At 59.3% G+C, this 14,465-nt stretch carries 16 protein-coding genes; 3 read left to right on the top strand and 13 right to left on the bottom strand.

The genetic code is table 11. The features are described 5' to 3' along the window. Nucleotides 1–27: 27 nt before the first annotated feature. From LOY56_RS23545 to LOY56_RS23505, 9 genes are all read right to left on the bottom strand, one after another. Nucleotides 28–1,185 carry a glutathionylspermidine synthase family protein gene (locus tag LOY56_RS23545; protein ID WP_258617423.1) on the bottom strand — a complete coding sequence of 386 codons (1,158 nt, stop codon included), beginning with the start codon at nt 1,183–1,185 and terminating at the stop codon, nt 28–30. A 12-nt stretch (nt 1,186–1,197) separates the two neighbouring features. Continuing rightward, complete coding sequence (locus LOY56_RS23540) at nt 1,198–1,923, bottom strand: DUF1190 domain-containing protein (protein WP_258617422.1); 726 nt, start codon at nt 1,921–1,923, stop codon at nt 1,198–1,200. 19 nt (nt 1,924–1,942) lie between these two features. Next, nucleotides 1,943–2,371 carry a DUF350 domain-containing protein gene (locus tag LOY56_RS23535; protein ID WP_258617421.1) on the bottom strand — a complete coding sequence of 143 codons (429 nt, stop codon included), beginning with the start codon at nt 2,369–2,371 and terminating at the stop codon, nt 1,943–1,945. Between the two features lie 14 nt (nt 2,372–2,385). Next, nucleotides 2,386–3,060: a YjfK family protein gene (locus LOY56_RS23530; protein WP_258617420.1), complete on the bottom strand. Its 675-nt coding sequence runs from the start codon at nt 3,058–3,060 to the stop codon at nt 2,386–2,388. Then, the gene (locus tag LOY56_RS23525; RefSeq protein ID WP_258617419.1) at nt 3,047–4,081 is read right to left on the bottom strand and encodes an ion channel; all 1,035 of its coding nucleotides are present in this window, start codon (nt 4,079–4,081) and stop codon (nt 3,047–3,049) included. Before LOY56_RS23525 ends, LOY56_RS23530 begins: the two co-directional genes overlap by 14 nt. A 71-nt stretch (nt 4,082–4,152) precedes the next feature. Further along, nucleotides 4,153–4,716, bottom strand: coding sequence for a rhomboid family intramembrane serine protease (locus LOY56_RS23520; protein ID WP_258617418.1), 564 nt, complete (start codon nt 4,714–4,716; stop codon nt 4,153–4,155). 238 nt (nt 4,717–4,954) lie between these two features. After that, the gene (locus tag LOY56_RS23515) at nt 4,955–5,653 is read right to left on the bottom strand and encodes a PspA/IM30 family protein (protein WP_052967054.1); all 699 of its coding nucleotides are present in this window, start codon (nt 5,651–5,653) and stop codon (nt 4,955–4,957) included. A 24-nt stretch (nt 5,654–5,677) separates the two neighbouring features. Continuing rightward, nucleotides 5,678–6,259: a YjfI family protein gene (locus LOY56_RS23510; protein ID WP_258622866.1), complete on the bottom strand. Its 582-nt coding sequence runs from the start codon at nt 6,257–6,259 to the stop codon at nt 5,678–5,680. A gap of 352 nt (nt 6,260–6,611) precedes the next feature. Further along, nucleotides 6,612–7,160, bottom strand: coding sequence for a cysteine hydrolase family protein (locus LOY56_RS23505; protein WP_258617417.1), 549 nt, complete (start codon nt 7,158–7,160; stop codon nt 6,612–6,614). A 102-nt stretch (nt 7,161–7,262) separates the two neighbouring features. Here LOY56_RS23505 and LOY56_RS23500 point away from each other — a divergent pair, with 102 nt between their 5' ends. The 3 genes from LOY56_RS23500 (at nt 7,263) to LOY56_RS23490 (ending at nt 10,321) form a co-directional block, all read left to right on the top strand. Beyond that, the gene (locus LOY56_RS23500) at nt 7,263–8,258 is read left to right on the top strand and encodes a GlxA family transcriptional regulator (protein WP_258617416.1); all 996 of its coding nucleotides are present in this window, start codon (nt 7,263–7,265) and stop codon (nt 8,256–8,258) included. Nucleotides 8,259–8,463: 205 nt separating this feature from the next. Then, nucleotides 8,464–9,573, top strand: a complete 1,110-nt coding sequence (locus LOY56_RS23495; protein ID WP_258617415.1) for a DUF3182 family protein — start codon at nt 8,464–8,466, stop codon at nt 9,571–9,573. Next, nucleotides 9,563–10,321, top strand: a complete 759-nt coding sequence (locus LOY56_RS23490) for a S9 family peptidase (protein WP_237885348.1) — start codon at nt 9,563–9,565, stop codon at nt 10,319–10,321. Before LOY56_RS23495 ends, LOY56_RS23490 begins: the two co-directional genes overlap by 11 nt. Before the next feature lie 46 nt (nt 10,322–10,367). Here the strand turns inward: LOY56_RS23490 and LOY56_RS23485 are convergent, their stop codons facing one another. Genes LOY56_RS23485 through LOY56_RS23470 form a run of 4 tightly spaced genes read right to left on the bottom strand, consistent with a single transcriptional unit; the run spans nt 10,368 to nt 14,354 of the window. Then, nucleotides 10,368–11,354: a lysylphosphatidylglycerol synthase domain-containing protein gene (locus LOY56_RS23485; RefSeq protein WP_258617413.1), complete on the bottom strand. Its 987-nt coding sequence runs from the start codon at nt 11,352–11,354 to the stop codon at nt 10,368–10,370. Next, complete coding sequence (gene clsB, locus LOY56_RS23480; RefSeq protein WP_258617412.1) at nt 11,351–12,637, bottom strand: cardiolipin synthase ClsB; 1,287 nt, start codon at nt 12,635–12,637, stop codon at nt 11,351–11,353. The genes LOY56_RS23485 and clsB overlap by 4 nt, the downstream gene beginning before the upstream one ends. Next, nucleotides 12,634–13,431, bottom strand: a complete 798-nt coding sequence (locus LOY56_RS23475; RefSeq protein WP_258617410.1) for an endonuclease/exonuclease/phosphatase family protein — start codon at nt 13,429–13,431, stop codon at nt 12,634–12,636. The genes clsB and LOY56_RS23475 overlap by 4 nt, the downstream gene beginning before the upstream one ends. Continuing rightward, a complete protein-coding gene (locus LOY56_RS23470) occupies nt 13,428–14,354 on the bottom strand; it encodes a DUF72 domain-containing protein (protein ID WP_258617409.1) in 927 nt (308 codons plus the stop codon). Before LOY56_RS23470 ends, LOY56_RS23475 begins: the two co-directional genes overlap by 4 nt. Nucleotides 14,355–14,465: the final 111 nt, after the last annotated feature.

Genomic DNA, 14,465 nt, shown 5'->3' with positions numbered 1-14,465 from the left:
CTTATGTCCACACCGGCGATGGATGGATCAGTCGAGTATCAGGTGCGGCAAGAAACGGCTCGAATCCTTGGTGATCAAACTGTTGTCTTCTCGCACGCCAATACCGGCCGCCTGATCGCCGATCACCCAAGAGCCAACCAGCGTAAAGCTGTCGCCAAATTTCGGCAGCGGGGCGAATTCCTGAAGGATAAACGGCGCGTCGGTGTAGGGGCCGTCCTCTTTCACGATCAGACCGTCGGCGGTTTGCAGCTCGATGTTGGCACCTTCCCGGGAGAAGAACGGCTTGCGCACCCAACCTTTGGGTACCGCTTTGCCCGGGTCGGTATCCAGGTGCGCCGCGAGCAGATTCGGATGACCTTTGTTGAACTCCCACAGCAGCGGCAAGATGCCCTTGTTGGAAATGATCGATTTCCAGGCCGGTTCGAAAAACTGTGTATCGCTCTGAGCAATCGCTGCACCAAAGGGTTCGTGGAAGATGAACTCCCAGGCATGCAGCTTGAACAGGTGAGGAATCCAGCGATCCTCTAAATCGACGAAACGTCCTTCGTTGGTGAGGCCGATGTCCTCGATATCGATGTGTCGCGATTCGATGCCGACCTTTTCCGCGATCAGGCGCAAGTAGTCGGTGGTGCCTTTGTCTTCGACCGAGCCTTTCATTGAGGCGAAATAGAAGGGTTGTTTGAGTTGCAGTTGCGCAAAGGCCCGATGCAGCTTGGTGTCGATGCTGTTGAACTGATCGACGTGCCCGGGTAGCAAGCCGCGTTCGATGCATTGCTCCAGCCAGCCCCACTGAAACGCCGCCGCCTCATACAGGCTGGTCGGCGTATCGTAGTTGAGTTCCAGCAACTTGGCCGGCCCGCTGCCGTTGTAGGAGAAATCCATGCGCCCATACAGGTGCGGATGGCCTTCGAGCCATGAAGTGCGAACCATGTCGTAGAAGGGCGCGGGAATGCTCAGGCGCTCCAGCAGCTCCTCGCTCTGAACCACGCGGGCCACCAGGTCCATGCACATCTCATGAAGCTCGGTGGTTGGGTCTTCAAGATCGTTCTCGATCTGTTTGAGCGTGAACTGGTAATACGCGCTCTCGTCCCAATAGGGTTCGTCGTCGATGGTATGGAACAGAAAGCCGAGGCTTTCGGCGGTCTGTTTCCAGTCATGACGCTCGGCGCAAAGGATTTTCTTCATGGCCCTGTTTCCTTAACTGCTCGAACCGCCAAAACTCTTGCTTGATCCACCCCAGCCACTGCGTGCACTGGCCTGGCTGCCGAAGCCGCCGCGAGAGGTGGCCGAGGCAACAGACGCCGCCTTGCTGCGGGTGATGGTGTCGCTGTAGTTGCTGGTGCCGTACCGCACCTGATTGGACCTGTTGAAGGTCGAGCCCGTCGAGACCCGTTGGCTGAGTGTCGAGGACGAGTAGTCACCGCGATCATCGCGATAGCGGTAGACCGGTTCGGAGTAAAAACTGTTGCGGTTGTTGCTGAGCATGTTGCCGATCAGCAGTCCGGTCAGCAGGCTGCTACCGGAGAATCCCGAACCGGCGGCAGCCGCTTCCGAAGCGGGCAATTGAGCTTTGGCGGCGTTCACCTGGGATTGCGTCACCTCACCATCGGCGTTCAGTTCGAAACCGCCGAGTTTGGGGATGAATTTGCCAGCGGAATCCTGCTGGCACCAGTCGGCGACAAAGTCGGCGTCGCAATCGGTCTTGTTGTCGTACACCGGCGCAATGCGGCGATGCTCGGCCATGGCCTTCATGTAGGCGTCGGAACAGATATCGACCGGGAGCTTTTCGTCCGCGCACTGCTGAACAGACTGGAAGTTGTATTTTTTGTGTATCTCGTAGGTTTTTTCCGTTGGCCCGCAGCCTGAGATCGCCATGGCGACCGACGCGGCCAAGGAGAGCTGAACGTACTTGCTTCGTTTCATCGGGATCTCCGTGGCGCAATCAGTTCTGGGAAGGGGTCATGCACGCGGCGTTCAACATGCCGACGCTGATGGCCACTGCCGCGACATAGATACCCGCAGCGATTTCGCCCTTTTTAATGCGCTCAGAGGCGCCTTTGAGCACCAGGCTGGTCACCAGGAACGCCAGCAGTTGTACGAACGCGGCGATCACTGCCCAGACGACGAAATCCAGAAGGCTGATCGAATAGGCAATCACATTGCTGGCCGGAATGGCGAAACCGATGATGGCGCCGCCCAGCGCGATTGCGGCCGCAACGTTGCCCGAGCGGATCAGTTCGAACTCTCTGTGCGGGGTGATTCGGGTGTAGATGAACTGGAACAGCGCGAACAGCACGGCGGCACCGAGGATGTACGAAACGAACCCGAGCACGGCGGCTTTGTTCAGGGAGATGGAGAGCGCTTCAAGCATGGACTTCTTCCTTTTTAAAAAGTGTTCAGGTCAGTGGTGTACAGCGAAATGCCCAGCGAAGTGCTCAAGCTGATGGTGCCTTCGGCGTCTTCCTCGACGGAAAACAGCAGGAATTCCCGGCGATCGGTCAGGCCGGTTTCGCGGGCGTACAGCATCGAACGGTGCTCGATGCGGTAAGACTCATCCGGGTTTTTCAGCTGTTCGCTCAGTGCCACCAGTTCTGTCTGGCCGCTCTCGGTGCCCCATTCGCGGGTGTATTCGACACCGTTGTGGGTGTAGGTCGGCAGGCCGATCAGGTTTTGAGGACCGGCCAGCCGACGCAGCTCCGATTCACTGTTGATGGTGACGTAACTGAGGTAATTGAACAGGATCACCGATTCGACCTGGCCGGCGATGTCGCCAGTGGTGTGCACTTGCAGCCAGTAGTCTTCGTCGTTCATGTAATAGCGTGACAGCCAGTTCGACTGCCCGAGATCAACAGTGCCAGCGCTCCAGATCTGTTGGGAGCCAGGGATGACCACGGTGGTGTTACCGTCGAGCAACAACTTCAGGGTGCTGTCGAACATCACCTCTTTGCCCAATGTCAGGCCCAGCGGACCGATGGCGGGCAGGGTTTGGTTGGCTGTCCATTTCGATTCTGTATTCGCTTTCGGGGCCTCAAGCCCCATCAACTGTTTAAACCATCCCATTGGTGATTTCCTTGAGGCGAGTGGAGGCGATATAGAAGAGTTCGCCGCCCTCAACGCGAGTGGCGCCGGGCGGGTTGATCGAAGGCTGTCGGGCGCCTTTGGCGCGGTAGCCGATAAGGGTAGCGTTGTGGCGCTCTTTCATCTGTGTGTACAGATCGCCGAACGTTGCTTCAAAGGTCTCGGGCAGTCTCATCAGGTATTGGGTGGCGCCTTGACCCACGCACAGCAATTCATTGATGACCACGGATGAGCCCGGATCCTGAGAGGCACGCACTAACATCTCGATGGCCATGCTTGAAGTGCATTCCAGGCTGGGCGCGTAGGCGCTGGCGAGCGCGGCGATTTCACTTTCATTGAAGTGGGCGACCACATGCCCGACAGGGCTCAGTTGATTGACCGCCAGCACGGTGGCCAGGGTCAGATCGTCTGATTGGGTTCGCACCAGGACGCGTTCGGCACCGGGAACGCCGGCCCGCAGCAAAAGCGCGGCAGAGGACAGGCTTTCACCTTTGATAAAGGCCGCTTTGCCCGGCATGGGGTTTTCTTCGAGGTCGCAATCGCAAATGACGATCAGGTTGTCATTGGACGTTTCGTCCTGCAGCAATAATTCAATGACCCGCTCGCTGGACGCGCCTTCCCAGCCGATGAGAACGGTGTGACCGACCTTGCCGGTGAAATCACCTTTGCCCTTCATGCTTTTTCTCCATACATCAATGACGCTGCTGGTGGTTTTGCCGATGGCTGCCGTCAGCAGCGCAATGCCCCCGAGCATGACCCAGGTCGCCACGAAAATTCGTCCCGCCGATGTCTGTGGCGCGAGATCGCCATAGCCGACGGTGAGCGTGGTGGTGAGATAGAAGTAGGTAAACGTGGCGGGGGCGGTGAGGTGTTGTTCGCCCAGAAGCACCAGGCCGATATAGGCCGTGCTCAGGTGTATGCCCAGCGCGATGGCCAGGCCGGCCCAGCCGAAACGATGGAAGAAGGACGCGGCGTACGTGCGCAATAAAAGGAAAATCGACATTACATCCCTGGCTCCATGGGGGCTCATTCCTGGCGACGTAATCGCTCTGGCGTCTGAGTGCTCAAATGCGGTTACCGGGCGGCATTAAACCTGCTGCGCGGCATAGATAACAGTACCTTGGCGGCAATAAATCCGGCGATCGCACCAAAGATATGCCCTTCGAAGGACACGCCCTGGCGAGGAAAGAAGCCAAAAATCAGGCCGCCATAGAGCAGAACCACGACACTGGCCGTGATCAGGTTGCGCCAGCTCCTCTGGAACCAGGCGCGCGACAGGAGGTACGCCCACAGCCCGAATACCCAACCGCTGGCACCGATGTGTACGCCTGCAAATCCGAACAGCCAGATCAGCGAACCGCCCAGCAGAATAATGATGGCGCTGACAGCGATGAACCGGTTGAGCCCTTCGACAATGACCAGGGTACCGAGAATCAAAAAGGCAATCAGGTTGGTGCTCAGGTGCGCAAAGGACCCGTGCAGGAAAGGCGAGGTGATGATGCCGAGCAGTCCGTGCAGTGTTCTCGGCACCAGGCCGAAGGCAACAAGGCTGTAGCCGGTCGCCACATTGAGCAGTTGCAGCGCGACCATGAAGAGGGCCACGCCTGCGATTGTCTTGAAACCCTTCAGGGCATCCATCCGTGACCTCGACTCGGCAAAAAGAAGGGCATTGAATTAATGCCTGTCAGTTAAGAGATAGAACGAGCGCTGAGTAAAATGGTGGCGAGGGAGCTTGCTCCCGCTGGACTGCGCAGCAGTCCTTTTTTTGGGACCGCTTCGCGGCCCAGCGGGAGCAAGCTCCCTCGCCACAGGTTCAGTGCGCTTGACTGACTGACATCAAGGCAATGAATGCCCTTTCTTCTGCGCAGTAACCGGGTTACTCAGCCGATTTTTTCTTCAGACGTTCCAGAATCGCATTGGCGCTGCCTTCGTTCGGCGTGATGCCGGCTTCACGCAGCTTGCGCTCCAGGTCGGTGCCGGTCGACGCATCGGCCAGTTGGTCTTGGGCTTCCAGTTCCGCGGCGCGTTGCTGTTGCTTGGCTTGCAAGCGGTTCAGCGTACCGACGGCGGTTTCCAGCTTGCCGTTGGCGCCGCCACTGGCGATCGAAGCACTGACCTGGGCTTTCTGTACGCTTTCACGCGCCTTGGCCATGTCCACTTGCTGACGCAGGCTTTTGATGCGGCTTTCAGCCTTGGTGATGTCTTTGCGCATGTTGTCCGCGTAACCGCCGAATTCGGTGGCCTGCTTTTGCTCGACATCCAGTTCATTGGTCAGGGTCGAAATGGCTTCGGCCACTTCCAGTGCCAGGTCTTCGCGGTTGGCCTGGATCGCGGCCAGGGCCTTGGATTCCAGGTCCTTGATCTTGGCGTTGTACTCGCTGACGCGATCGGCCGACAGTTTGTGCTTGGCCATGATGGTGACCAGCTCACGCTTGGCGTTGGCCAGCGCGCTGTCAGCATCGCGAATTTCCTGGTCGAGAATGCGCAGGGCCTGTTGGTCGACGATCGATTCGCCAACTTCGTTGGCACCGCCACGCAGCGCGGTGAACAATTTGCTCCAGATGGACTGAGTCATTGGATATTTCCTGTTCCCGAAAAATTAGATGAAGAAACGTTCAAAGGCTTCGCTGGCGCGCTGGACGTTGTCGACGAGGGTTTTGACCTCGGTCACGACGTTGGTCAGGCTGGAGTCTGCGCTCAGTGCACCGAACATGTTGTAAACGACCTGCCCGTTAGGCATGGACTCGATACCGATCGAGGACAGCGGGAACATTTCCCGGCTGCGCAGCACGGCATCATTGAATGCCGGCACGTCGTTGATGGACTCGACATCGACCAGAACGGTATCGACGATGACCTGATCGCCCACCACGGCGATGTAAATTGGCAAGCCACCGAAATCGTTCATTTCCAGCTTGATGCTGGACTCGGAGCCTTGAACGAGGGAGAGGGTGATGTCGTTTGAAACCACTTCGTCGAGGGCCTGAAGGGCGCTGTAGAGGCGATCGATGTTCCAGTTATTACCTGCGCTCATGTAATTCTCCGACATGAATGAGCCAGCCAGAATCGGTTGGCGTAGCTGTTTCTCCATTTGCTTGAGCAGGCTTCGGTTTTCGGGAAGCACCCAAGTCTCGTGTTTCACATAACCGGCGGCACCCAGGCCTGCGCGCATCTGCTTCATGTAGAAGCTGGATGGTTTTTTCGCGGTGGGTTTCGAGCGCTCTCCCTTGCGGCTCGCTGAATCGGTAACAGACCCGGCAGGCGGATCTGATGGAGAGCTGCTGTTCATGATGCTGACTCCGTTGTGAAAAACTCACGCGTGAGAAACACTACAGGCAATTTTTGCGGACCTCAATAGCTCACGCGTGAGATTTTTCGACTGGCGAGAGTCGGAATCGAGCCTTTAGTCACGCCCACCCCTTCAAGTCTAAACATACAAGCGAGCCTGCTCGCGAAAGCGATGTTTCAGGCCACATCAGTATCGATTGTGCCGCCGCCTTCGCGAGCAGACTCGCTCCCACAGGTTGTTCATGTTAACCAGCCAGAAAGTCGTCAGTGGACACCACGCTGGCATAAGCAAAACCCAGGGCCGACATGAAGGCGGCATGCACGTGGGCTGCCGGAACCGTCAGGCCGTTGAACTCAAGATCACGGGTGGCGCAGGCATCGTGGACGACGGTAACGGTATAGCCCAGGTCGGCCGCGGCGCGAGTGATGCCGTCGATGCACATGTGGCTCATGCTTCCGACGACCACCAGGTGCTCGATGCCTTGCTGGTCGAGGATGGCCTTGAGTTCGGTTTCGCGGAACGAGTTGGTGAAGTGCTTGAGTACTACCGGTTCATCGGCGCGGTTCAGGACTTTGGGGTGCAACTTCGCGCCGTCGGAGCCCGGTGTGAAGAACGGAGCGGCGTCGGAGGTGAATTCGTGGCGGATATGCACCACCGGATCACCGGCCTCGCGAAACGCCTGAATCATCCGTGCGGCGTTGTCCGCTGCGGCGTCGGCGCCCACCAGCGGCCATTTGCCTTGGGGGAAGTAGTCGTTCTGGATATCGACTACGATGAGTGCTTGCTTGGCCATGAGTGTTTCCTCGAAGTGTGTGTTGGGTGTGGAATCAAGTATTGGGTTTAGCGGGCGGTCCGAGGATTGGCCGCACCGACAATAGAAGGGGGAAAACTGACAATGGCTGTAGAAAGGGCAATCGCCGAACTGGGAGTGCTGATCTATCCCGGTGCGCAGATGGCGGCGGTGCATGGGCTGACGGACCTGTTCGGCGTGGCCAACCGGATCGCCGCCGAGCATCAGGCGGCGCAGCTGCCGTTGCTGCGGATCAGTCATTGGCGGGTCGAGGGCGATCAGGCGCCCGAGCGGGTCTACGACAGTCATCCCGGCCCGGCTGGCGCGTTGGTCGCCGTGTTGATCCCACCCTCGATCGGCGGTTTTTCCAAGGGCCAGGCATCCCAGGGGCTGATTCGCTGGATTCTTCAGCAACACGCCAACGGTGCGACCCTTGGCGGGGTCTGCGTGGGCTCTATTCTGTTGGCCGAAAGCGGTCTGCTCGACGGTCGTAGAGCCACGACCCACTGGACTTCGGCCAAGGCCTTCGCCGAGCGTTACCCGGCGATCAAGCTCAAGGCCGACACGCCGATTGTCGACGATGGTGACCTGATCACTACTGCTGGGTTAATGGCCTGGTCGGAACTGGGATTGCGGTTGGTGAACCGCTTGCTCGGGCCGAGCATTGCCACCGGCACGGCGCGGTTTCTGGTGGTGGAACACAGCGACAGCGCGAGCGAGTGCGGCAGCAATTTTTCACCGATTCTCAACCATGGCGATGCGTCGATTCTCAAGGTCCAGCATTGGTTGCAAAGCACCGGCGCGACCGATGTCTCGTTGACGGCAATGGCCGAGCGGGCGGGGCTGGAAGAACGCACCTTCCTGCGGCGTTTTCGTGCGGCGACCGGGTTGAAACCCACCGAGTACTGCCAGCACCTGCGGGTCGGCAAGGCGCGGGAAATGCTCGAATTCACTAACGGCACCATTGATCACATTGCCTGGACCGTGGGTTATCAGGATCCGAGTGCGTTTCGGGCAACGTTCAAAAAGATTACCGGGCTGGCGCCGAGTGATTACCGGGGGCGGTTTGGTGTGTCGGCTACCGCAGCCGTGGCTCGATAGCGAACATCACCGCGGCTCTATGCCAGACTTTGGTCGTGCAAAATGCCGGGAGTATTGAAAGGTGTCGTGCAGAATAAAACAGGCCTTGTGCTATCGCGTATTTCGCAACCGGCTGATTTGAAACCCGTTTCACTCCAGCCGCCGTTGGCCTGATCTCTGCACCGCCTTCAGCTACATTTATCAAGCGCAGATTGAAGGGGAACGCATGACCCCAACAAACCGCAAGAAACGGGTGCTCGCCCATTCGGTGCGCCCCGACGCCTCGCTGCACGAAGTCGAAACCAATCGCGCGCTGGCCCGTTGGCTGGCGCAGGTCCTCGGGCTCGAATACGGCGGCAGTTATGACTTGGATCTGCATAGCGGCCGTGATGTTTATCTGCTGCCGACCCAGACGCTGGTGGGCGTTGCTGCCGCCCGGCAGCTGGGCGTCAAAGGGCCGGAGGATTTGTGGGGCGGTTACGTCGACCACGATTTCATTTGCACCAAAGCCATTAGCCATGGGCTGTTGAATCGCTATGCGTTCGCGCCCGAAGGTTGGTCGCCGTTGTTTTCAGAACGGGTGCGTAGCGTCGTGCTCGATGGCCTCAGCGTGTTCTCCCTGGACGATGCTCGCCCGGCGGCGGAGCACCTGCTCTACAGCGGTCCGATCCGCATGAAACCTATTCATGCCTGCGCCGGACGCGGTCAGGAAGTGATCAAAAGCCTCGACCAGTTCGACGCCATTCTCGCTCGCCCCGATGCCAAAACACTCTTCACCGAAGGCGTGGTGCTGGAGCAGGACTTGACCGAAGTGGTCACCCACAGCGTCGGCCAAAGCTTCATCGGCGATAACGTGCTGAGTTATTGCGGTGATCAATACTTGACCGAGGACAGTCAGGGCGAACAGGTTTATGGAGGGTCCAACCTGTTGGTCGTACGAGGTTATTACGAGGACCTGCTGGCGCTGGAACTGGCGGACGACACGCGGCTGGCGATCCAGCAGGCGCAGGTATTCGACAGCGCGGCCGATGAAGCCTATCCCGGTTTCTACGCCTCGCGGCGCAACTACGACATCGCCCAGGGGCTGGATTGCGATGGCAAACAACGCAGCGGCGTGCTCGAACAATCCTGGCGCCTGGGCGGTGCCAGCAGTGCTGAAGTCGCGGCACTGCAGAGCTTCGTCAACAACCCCGGCTTGCGCGCGATTCGCGTGTCGTCGGTCGAAACCTATACCGAGCAACCGCTGCCGGCCAACGCCATTGAGGTCTACCGCGGGCCAGCGGAACACGGGGACTTTCTTCTCAAGTACGTAACGGTCAAATCCTATGACGGCTAGAAGCGAAACCATTGCGATCGACATCGACGATGAACAGATGAGCGGAACCTTCCTCAGCCCCAAATCGAAAGTCCCGGGTGTGCTTTTCGTTCACGGCTGGGGCGGCAGTCAGGAGCGTGATCTGGAGCGCGCCAAAGGCATCGCCGGGTTGGGTTGCGTGTGCCTGACCTTCGACTTGCGCGGCCACACCGGCGGGACCGGTATTCCGTTGTCGCGGATAACCCGCGAAGACAATCTGCGCGACCTGCTGGCAGCCTACGACCGCTTGCTCGCGCACCCGGCGCTCGACACATCTGCGATCGCTGTGGTGGGTACCAGTTATGGCGGTTATCTGGCGGCGATCCTGACCTCCTTGCGCCCGGTGCGTTGGCTGGCGCTGCGGGTGCCGGCGTTGTATCGCGACGACTTCTGGCACACGCCCAAGCGTGAGCTGGACAAGCTCGATTTGCGCGATTACCGCAGCACGCGGGTCAGCGCCGACAGCAATCGCGCGCTGCATGCCTGTTCGCAATTTACCGGGGATGTGTTGCTGGTGGAGTCCGAGACTGATGCCTATGTGCCCCACGCGACCATCATGAGTTACCGCGCGGCGTGTCAGCAGACCCACTCATTGACTCACCGGATCATCGACGGTGCCGATCACGCCTTGAGCGAGCCTGTCTCGCAACAGGCGTACACCTCGATCCTCGTGGGCTGGATCACGGAAATGGTGGTGGGCGAGCGGTTGAGCATCATTCAGTCGAGTTGAGGTTTGCGGTGTTCTCGCGATGGAGGCATCCGCTTCGCCATCATTCTCAAGAAGATTTCTTCGAAATCCGCAACGACTTCGCCTTGGCCTCCACCACCAGGTACATCACCACGGTAATCAGCAGCGGCAGGAGGAAATAGATCGCCCGATAAGCAAGCAACCCCGCCACCAGACTTCCCCGCGAGGCCTCATGTTGCAGCAGCGCCACGAACACCGCCTCCAGCACCCCGAGCCCGGCCGGAATGTGGGTGATAACCCCGGCAAAGGCGCTGATCAACAACACGCCAAGCACCAGCGGATAGTCCAGCTTGCTCGGCAGCAGAGTGAAAATCACTGCCGCCATCAGCGACCAGTTCAGCGCGCCGAGGGCCAGTTGCAGGACCGCCATGTGCAGCGACGGCAGGTTGATTTCCACGCCGCGAATCGACCACTCCCGCCGCCTGGAAAACCGGCAGGCCGCCAGATACCCCGCGCTCAACAGCAGCAATAACACGCCTACGCCTTGCAGGGCATCGCTGCTCAGTTTCCAGCTTGGCGGCATTCGTACCAGGCCGCTGCTGAACACCGTGCCGGCAATCACCATGTAGCCGAACCAATTGGTCGCCAGGCTCAGCCCGAGGATTTTCGCGATGTTGCTTTTGCTCACGCCAAGCCGCGAATACAGCCGATAACGCATGGCGACCCCGCCGACCCAGGCGCTCAGGTTCAGGTTAAAGGCATAGCTGATGACACCCACTGGGAGGATCTGTCGCCAGGTCAGGTCCTGCCGGATGTAGGTGCGGCCGATCAGGTCAAAACAGGCGTAGACCAGAAAACTCATCAGCGTCAGACCCGACGCGATGATTAGCGTGTGCACTTTGAAATCGGCGAGGGTATCGAACACTTCACCCCATTCGATGCGTTGGGCGAGCATCGTGAACAGTACGATCAACGCCAGAAAAAACAGCATCGTCAGCGGCTTTTTCCAGCGGTGCCAGTGGGATCTTCGCGGCGTGTCGGAGTGAGGGGCAGGCTGCGCATCAGAATGCCTCATGCCTTATCGCTCCCGGTCGGATGGATGAAGGGTTTCAGGCGCGGTTTATGTGCCGGCAGCCAACCGGCCCACGCCGGGAAATGCCGCAGGAAGTGGAACACCAGAAAACCGATGGTCATGTGCCAGATCCGCCCGCGAGGCGCCTTGTCCGCCGACATGACCTTGCAGTGGTTGCTGCTCAACTCGTCGAGACGCTCGAACAAGTCACGGTTGAAGGCACGGTCGCGGATCAACACGTTGGCTTCCAGGTTCAGGGACAGGCTCAGCGGGTCGAGGTTGCTTGAACCGACGGTGCTCCAGTCCTCATCGACCAGGGCGACTTTGCCATGCAGGGGGCGGTCGCAATATTCGTAAATCGCTACACCGGCCCGCAGCAGATAGTCGTAGGTCATGCGCGCGGCGAGTCTGGCTACCCGCAAATCCGGCTGCCCTTGAAGAATCAGACGCACCTCGACTCCGCGCCGCGCCGCGTTGCGGATCTCGCGCAGCAGCCGATAGCCTGGAAAGAAGTAGGCGTTGGCGATGATCGCGCGATGCCGGGCGCCGCGCAGTACCCGCAAGTACACCTCTTCGATATCGCCCTGGTGTTCGGCATTGTCGCGATACACCAGCCGTACCTGACCATCATGATCGCTGACCGCCAGTTCCGCGCGCCGCTGTCTGCGGCGTTGCCACCAGTATTTGGCCCGGGCCGGACGACCGCTTTGCAGCAAGGCGAAATGATGAATATCGGCCACCGCCGGGCCTTGCACTTCAACCGAGTAATCCTGTTTGGCCTCGGGACCGAAGTCGGCCAAGTGGTCGGCGGAAAAGTTGATGCCGCCGAGGAACGCAATCGTCCCGTCGACCACCACAATCTTGCGGTGCAGACGGCGGAACCAGTTGGTGCGGATGCCGAAGTGACGCGGGGCGGGATCGAATATCTGCAGGCGCACACCGGCATTGCTCAGGGCGGCGAGGTACTCCGTGGTCAGTTCGCCACAGCCAAAACCGTCGAGGCTGACGGTGATGCGCACGCCGCGTTGAGCCGCTTCAATCAGGATTTTTTGCAGCTCATTGCCGACCTTGTCTTCGAACACAATGAAGGTTTCCAGCAGGATTTCACTCTGGGCCTGGCGCAGCACTTCAAACACCCGTGGAAAGTATTCCTCACCGTTCTCCAGCAATTGGACCCGGTTGTTACCGTGCCAACCGTATTCGACGTTAACGACCGCCGGCTCACGCACGGGCGGAGGTGTGGAGACGTGTTCGATCGTGGTTTTTTCCATCGATGGGCCGGTCATAGCTCGATCTCCACCGACAGTGGTGCATGGTCGGAAAGGTGTGACCAGGGTCGTGCCGCGAGTACTTGCGGATGGCTGGCCTTGAGGTTGCGCACGTAGATGCGGTCCAGGCGCAACGCTGGCAGACGCGCCGGGAAACTGCGCGCCGGTTTACCATGCAGCTCGGCGAACACTTCACGCAAACCGCAGGGCTTGAGCAGCGCATCGGCGCGCAGGCGCCAGTCGTTGAAGTCGCCGGCGACCACCACCGGGGCATCCTGCGGCAACTCTTCCATGCGTTGGGTCAGCAGTTTGAGTTGTGCCATCCGGTGACTTTCGAGCAGTCCCAGATGGACGCAAATGGCATGCACTTCCCGGCCATCACCGGGCATGCGCAGCACGCAATGCAGGATTCCACGGTTCTCATGGCCGCTGATGGAAACGTCGAGGTTATCGTGACGAATGATTTGGAATTTCGACAACAGCGCGTTGCCGTGATCGCCCGCCGGATAAACCGCGTTGCGCCCGTAGGCAAATTGCGGCCACAGGGTATCGGCCAGAAATTCATACTGGGGCATCGCCGGCCAATTGTTGTAGCGCTGGGGGTGATGCTCGTGGGTGCCATGGACCTCCTGCAGAAACACCACGTCGGCGGACACCGTGCGCACCGCCTCACGCAACTCGGGCAGGATGAAGCGCCGGTTGAGCGCGGTGAAACCCTTGTGGGTGTTGACCGTCAGCACGGTGAAGCGGGTCACCGTGCTGATAATGGGCTGCTGTTCATCCGTCGTGCCGACCGGTTCGGAAATGCTCATGGCAGCACTCCTTCGGCAGCGGGTTCGCCGGGGGCCGTGGCAAGGTCTTTGTCGAGATGGAAACGCTCAAGCAAGCGGCGGGCATCGAAGGGCGCACGGACTTTGATGTCGTTATCGAAATAGCAGAACACTTCCCGGGATTTGCGTGTCTTGGGTTTTTGCCGGGGCGCGATCAATTGCGGATCCGCCGGTTGTTGTCCGTGGTACCAGGCCTCAATCCGGTCGCCCCAGCGTTTCAGTGCTTGTGGGGTATAACCGCTGGCATAGAGTTCCTCGGCGCCGTGCAAGCGCAGGTAAACGAAGTCGCTGGTGAGGTCTTCGCGATACGGCCATTTGCCGGCGGTGTCGGCGATAACCAGCGCAGTGCTGTAGCGTTTGAGCAGACGGACAAAGGCGGGATCGACGAAGCTGTCGTGGCGAATTTCCACGGCATGGCGCAGTGGTTTTTTGCCGTAGGCCTTCATGCTGGCGTGACCGTTCAGGCGCGGCTCATGCTGGCGGGCGAGGGCGGCGGCCTGTTCCGTGTCGTGGGGTAATTGTTCGAGAAAGCTTTCGAACACCTCCGGGTCGAATTTGAAGTTGGGTGGAAACTGCCAGAGGATCGGGCCGAGTTTTTCCTTGAGTTCCAGCACCCCGGAGGCGAAGAAATTCGCCAAGGGTTTATGGATGTCCCGCAGGCGCTTGATGTGGGTGATGAAGCGCGGCGCCTTGACGCTGAACACGAAGCCCGCCGGGGTTTCTTCGTACCACTGGGCGTAACGTTCGGGCCGTTGCAGGGCGTAGAACGATCCATTGATTTCGATGCTGTTCACTGCCCGTGAAGCGAATTGCAATTCGCGCTTCTGGGTCAGCCCCTTCGGGTAGAACTCCCCCCGCCAAGGCGTGTAGCGCCAGCCTGAAATACCAATATGAATCGCCGCCATGTCGCCTCCCGTCTGTGTAGCCCTCGGACAGCCTCTGTCTTTTGATGACTGCCGGGCGCGCGAGAAAGTTTCGACGGGGCTACGGACGGTAAAGCGAAGAGTTTGGCGGGC

This window comes from Pseudomonas sp. B21-048 (assembly GCF_024748615.1).
Lineage (GTDB): Bacteria > Pseudomonadota > Gammaproteobacteria > Pseudomonadales > Pseudomonadaceae > Aquipseudomonas.
The sequence above is the reverse complement of the archived record's forward strand: the minus strand, read 5'-3'. Positions and strand labels throughout refer to the sequence as shown.

Bases quoted from the DNA above. Each gene is read 5' to 3' on its own strand.
- LOY56_RS23545 (WP_258617423.1), bottom strand. From the start codon at position 1,185: ATGAAGAAAATCCTTTGCGCCGAGCGTCATGACTGGAAACAGACCGCC.
- LOY56_RS23540 (WP_258617422.1), bottom strand. From the start codon at position 1,923: ATGAAACGAAGCAAGTACGTTCAGCTCTCCTTGGCCGCGTCGGTCGCC.
- LOY56_RS23535 (WP_258617421.1), bottom strand. From the start codon at position 2,371: ATGCTTGAAGCGCTCTCCATCTCCCTGAACAAAGCCGCCGTGCTCGGG.
- LOY56_RS23530 (WP_258617420.1), bottom strand. From the start codon at position 3,060: ATGGGATGGTTTAAACAGTTGATGGGGCTTGAGGCCCCGAAAGCGAAT.
- LOY56_RS23525 (WP_258617419.1), bottom strand. From the start codon at position 4,081: ATGTCGATTTTCCTTTTATTGCGCACGTACGCCGCGTCCTTCTTCCAT.
- LOY56_RS23520 (WP_258617418.1), bottom strand. From the start codon at position 4,716: ATGGATGCCCTGAAGGGTTTCAAGACAATCGCAGGCGTGGCCCTCTTC.
- LOY56_RS23515 (WP_052967054.1), bottom strand. From the start codon at position 5,653: ATGACTCAGTCCATCTGGAGCAAATTGTTCACCGCGCTGCGTGGCGGT.
- LOY56_RS23510 (WP_258622866.1), bottom strand. From the start codon at position 6,259: ATGAAGCAGATGCGCGCAGGCCTGGGTGCCGCCGGTTATGTGAAACAC.
- LOY56_RS23505 (WP_258617417.1), bottom strand. From the start codon at position 7,160: ATGGCCAAGCAAGCACTCATCGTAGTCGATATCCAGAACGACTACTTC.
- LOY56_RS23500 (WP_258617416.1), top strand. From the start codon at position 7,263: ATGGCTGTAGAAAGGGCAATCGCCGAACTGGGAGTGCTGATCTATCCC.
- LOY56_RS23495 (WP_258617415.1), top strand. From the start codon at position 8,464: ATGACCCCAACAAACCGCAAGAAACGGGTGCTCGCCCATTCGGTGCGC.
- LOY56_RS23490 (WP_237885348.1), top strand. From the start codon at position 9,563: ATGACGGCTAGAAGCGAAACCATTGCGATCGACATCGACGATGAACAG.
- LOY56_RS23485 (WP_258617413.1), bottom strand. From the start codon at position 11,354: ATGAGGCATTCTGATGCGCAGCCTGCCCCTCACTCCGACACGCCGCGA.
- clsB (WP_258617412.1), bottom strand. From the start codon at position 12,637: ATGACCGGCCCATCGATGGAAAAAACCACGATCGAACACGTCTCCACA.
- LOY56_RS23475 (WP_258617410.1), bottom strand. From the start codon at position 13,431: ATGAGCATTTCCGAACCGGTCGGCACGACGGATGAACAGCAGCCCATT.
- LOY56_RS23470 (WP_258617409.1), bottom strand. From the start codon at position 14,354: ATGGCGGCGATTCATATTGGTATTTCAGGCTGGCGCTACACGCCTTGG.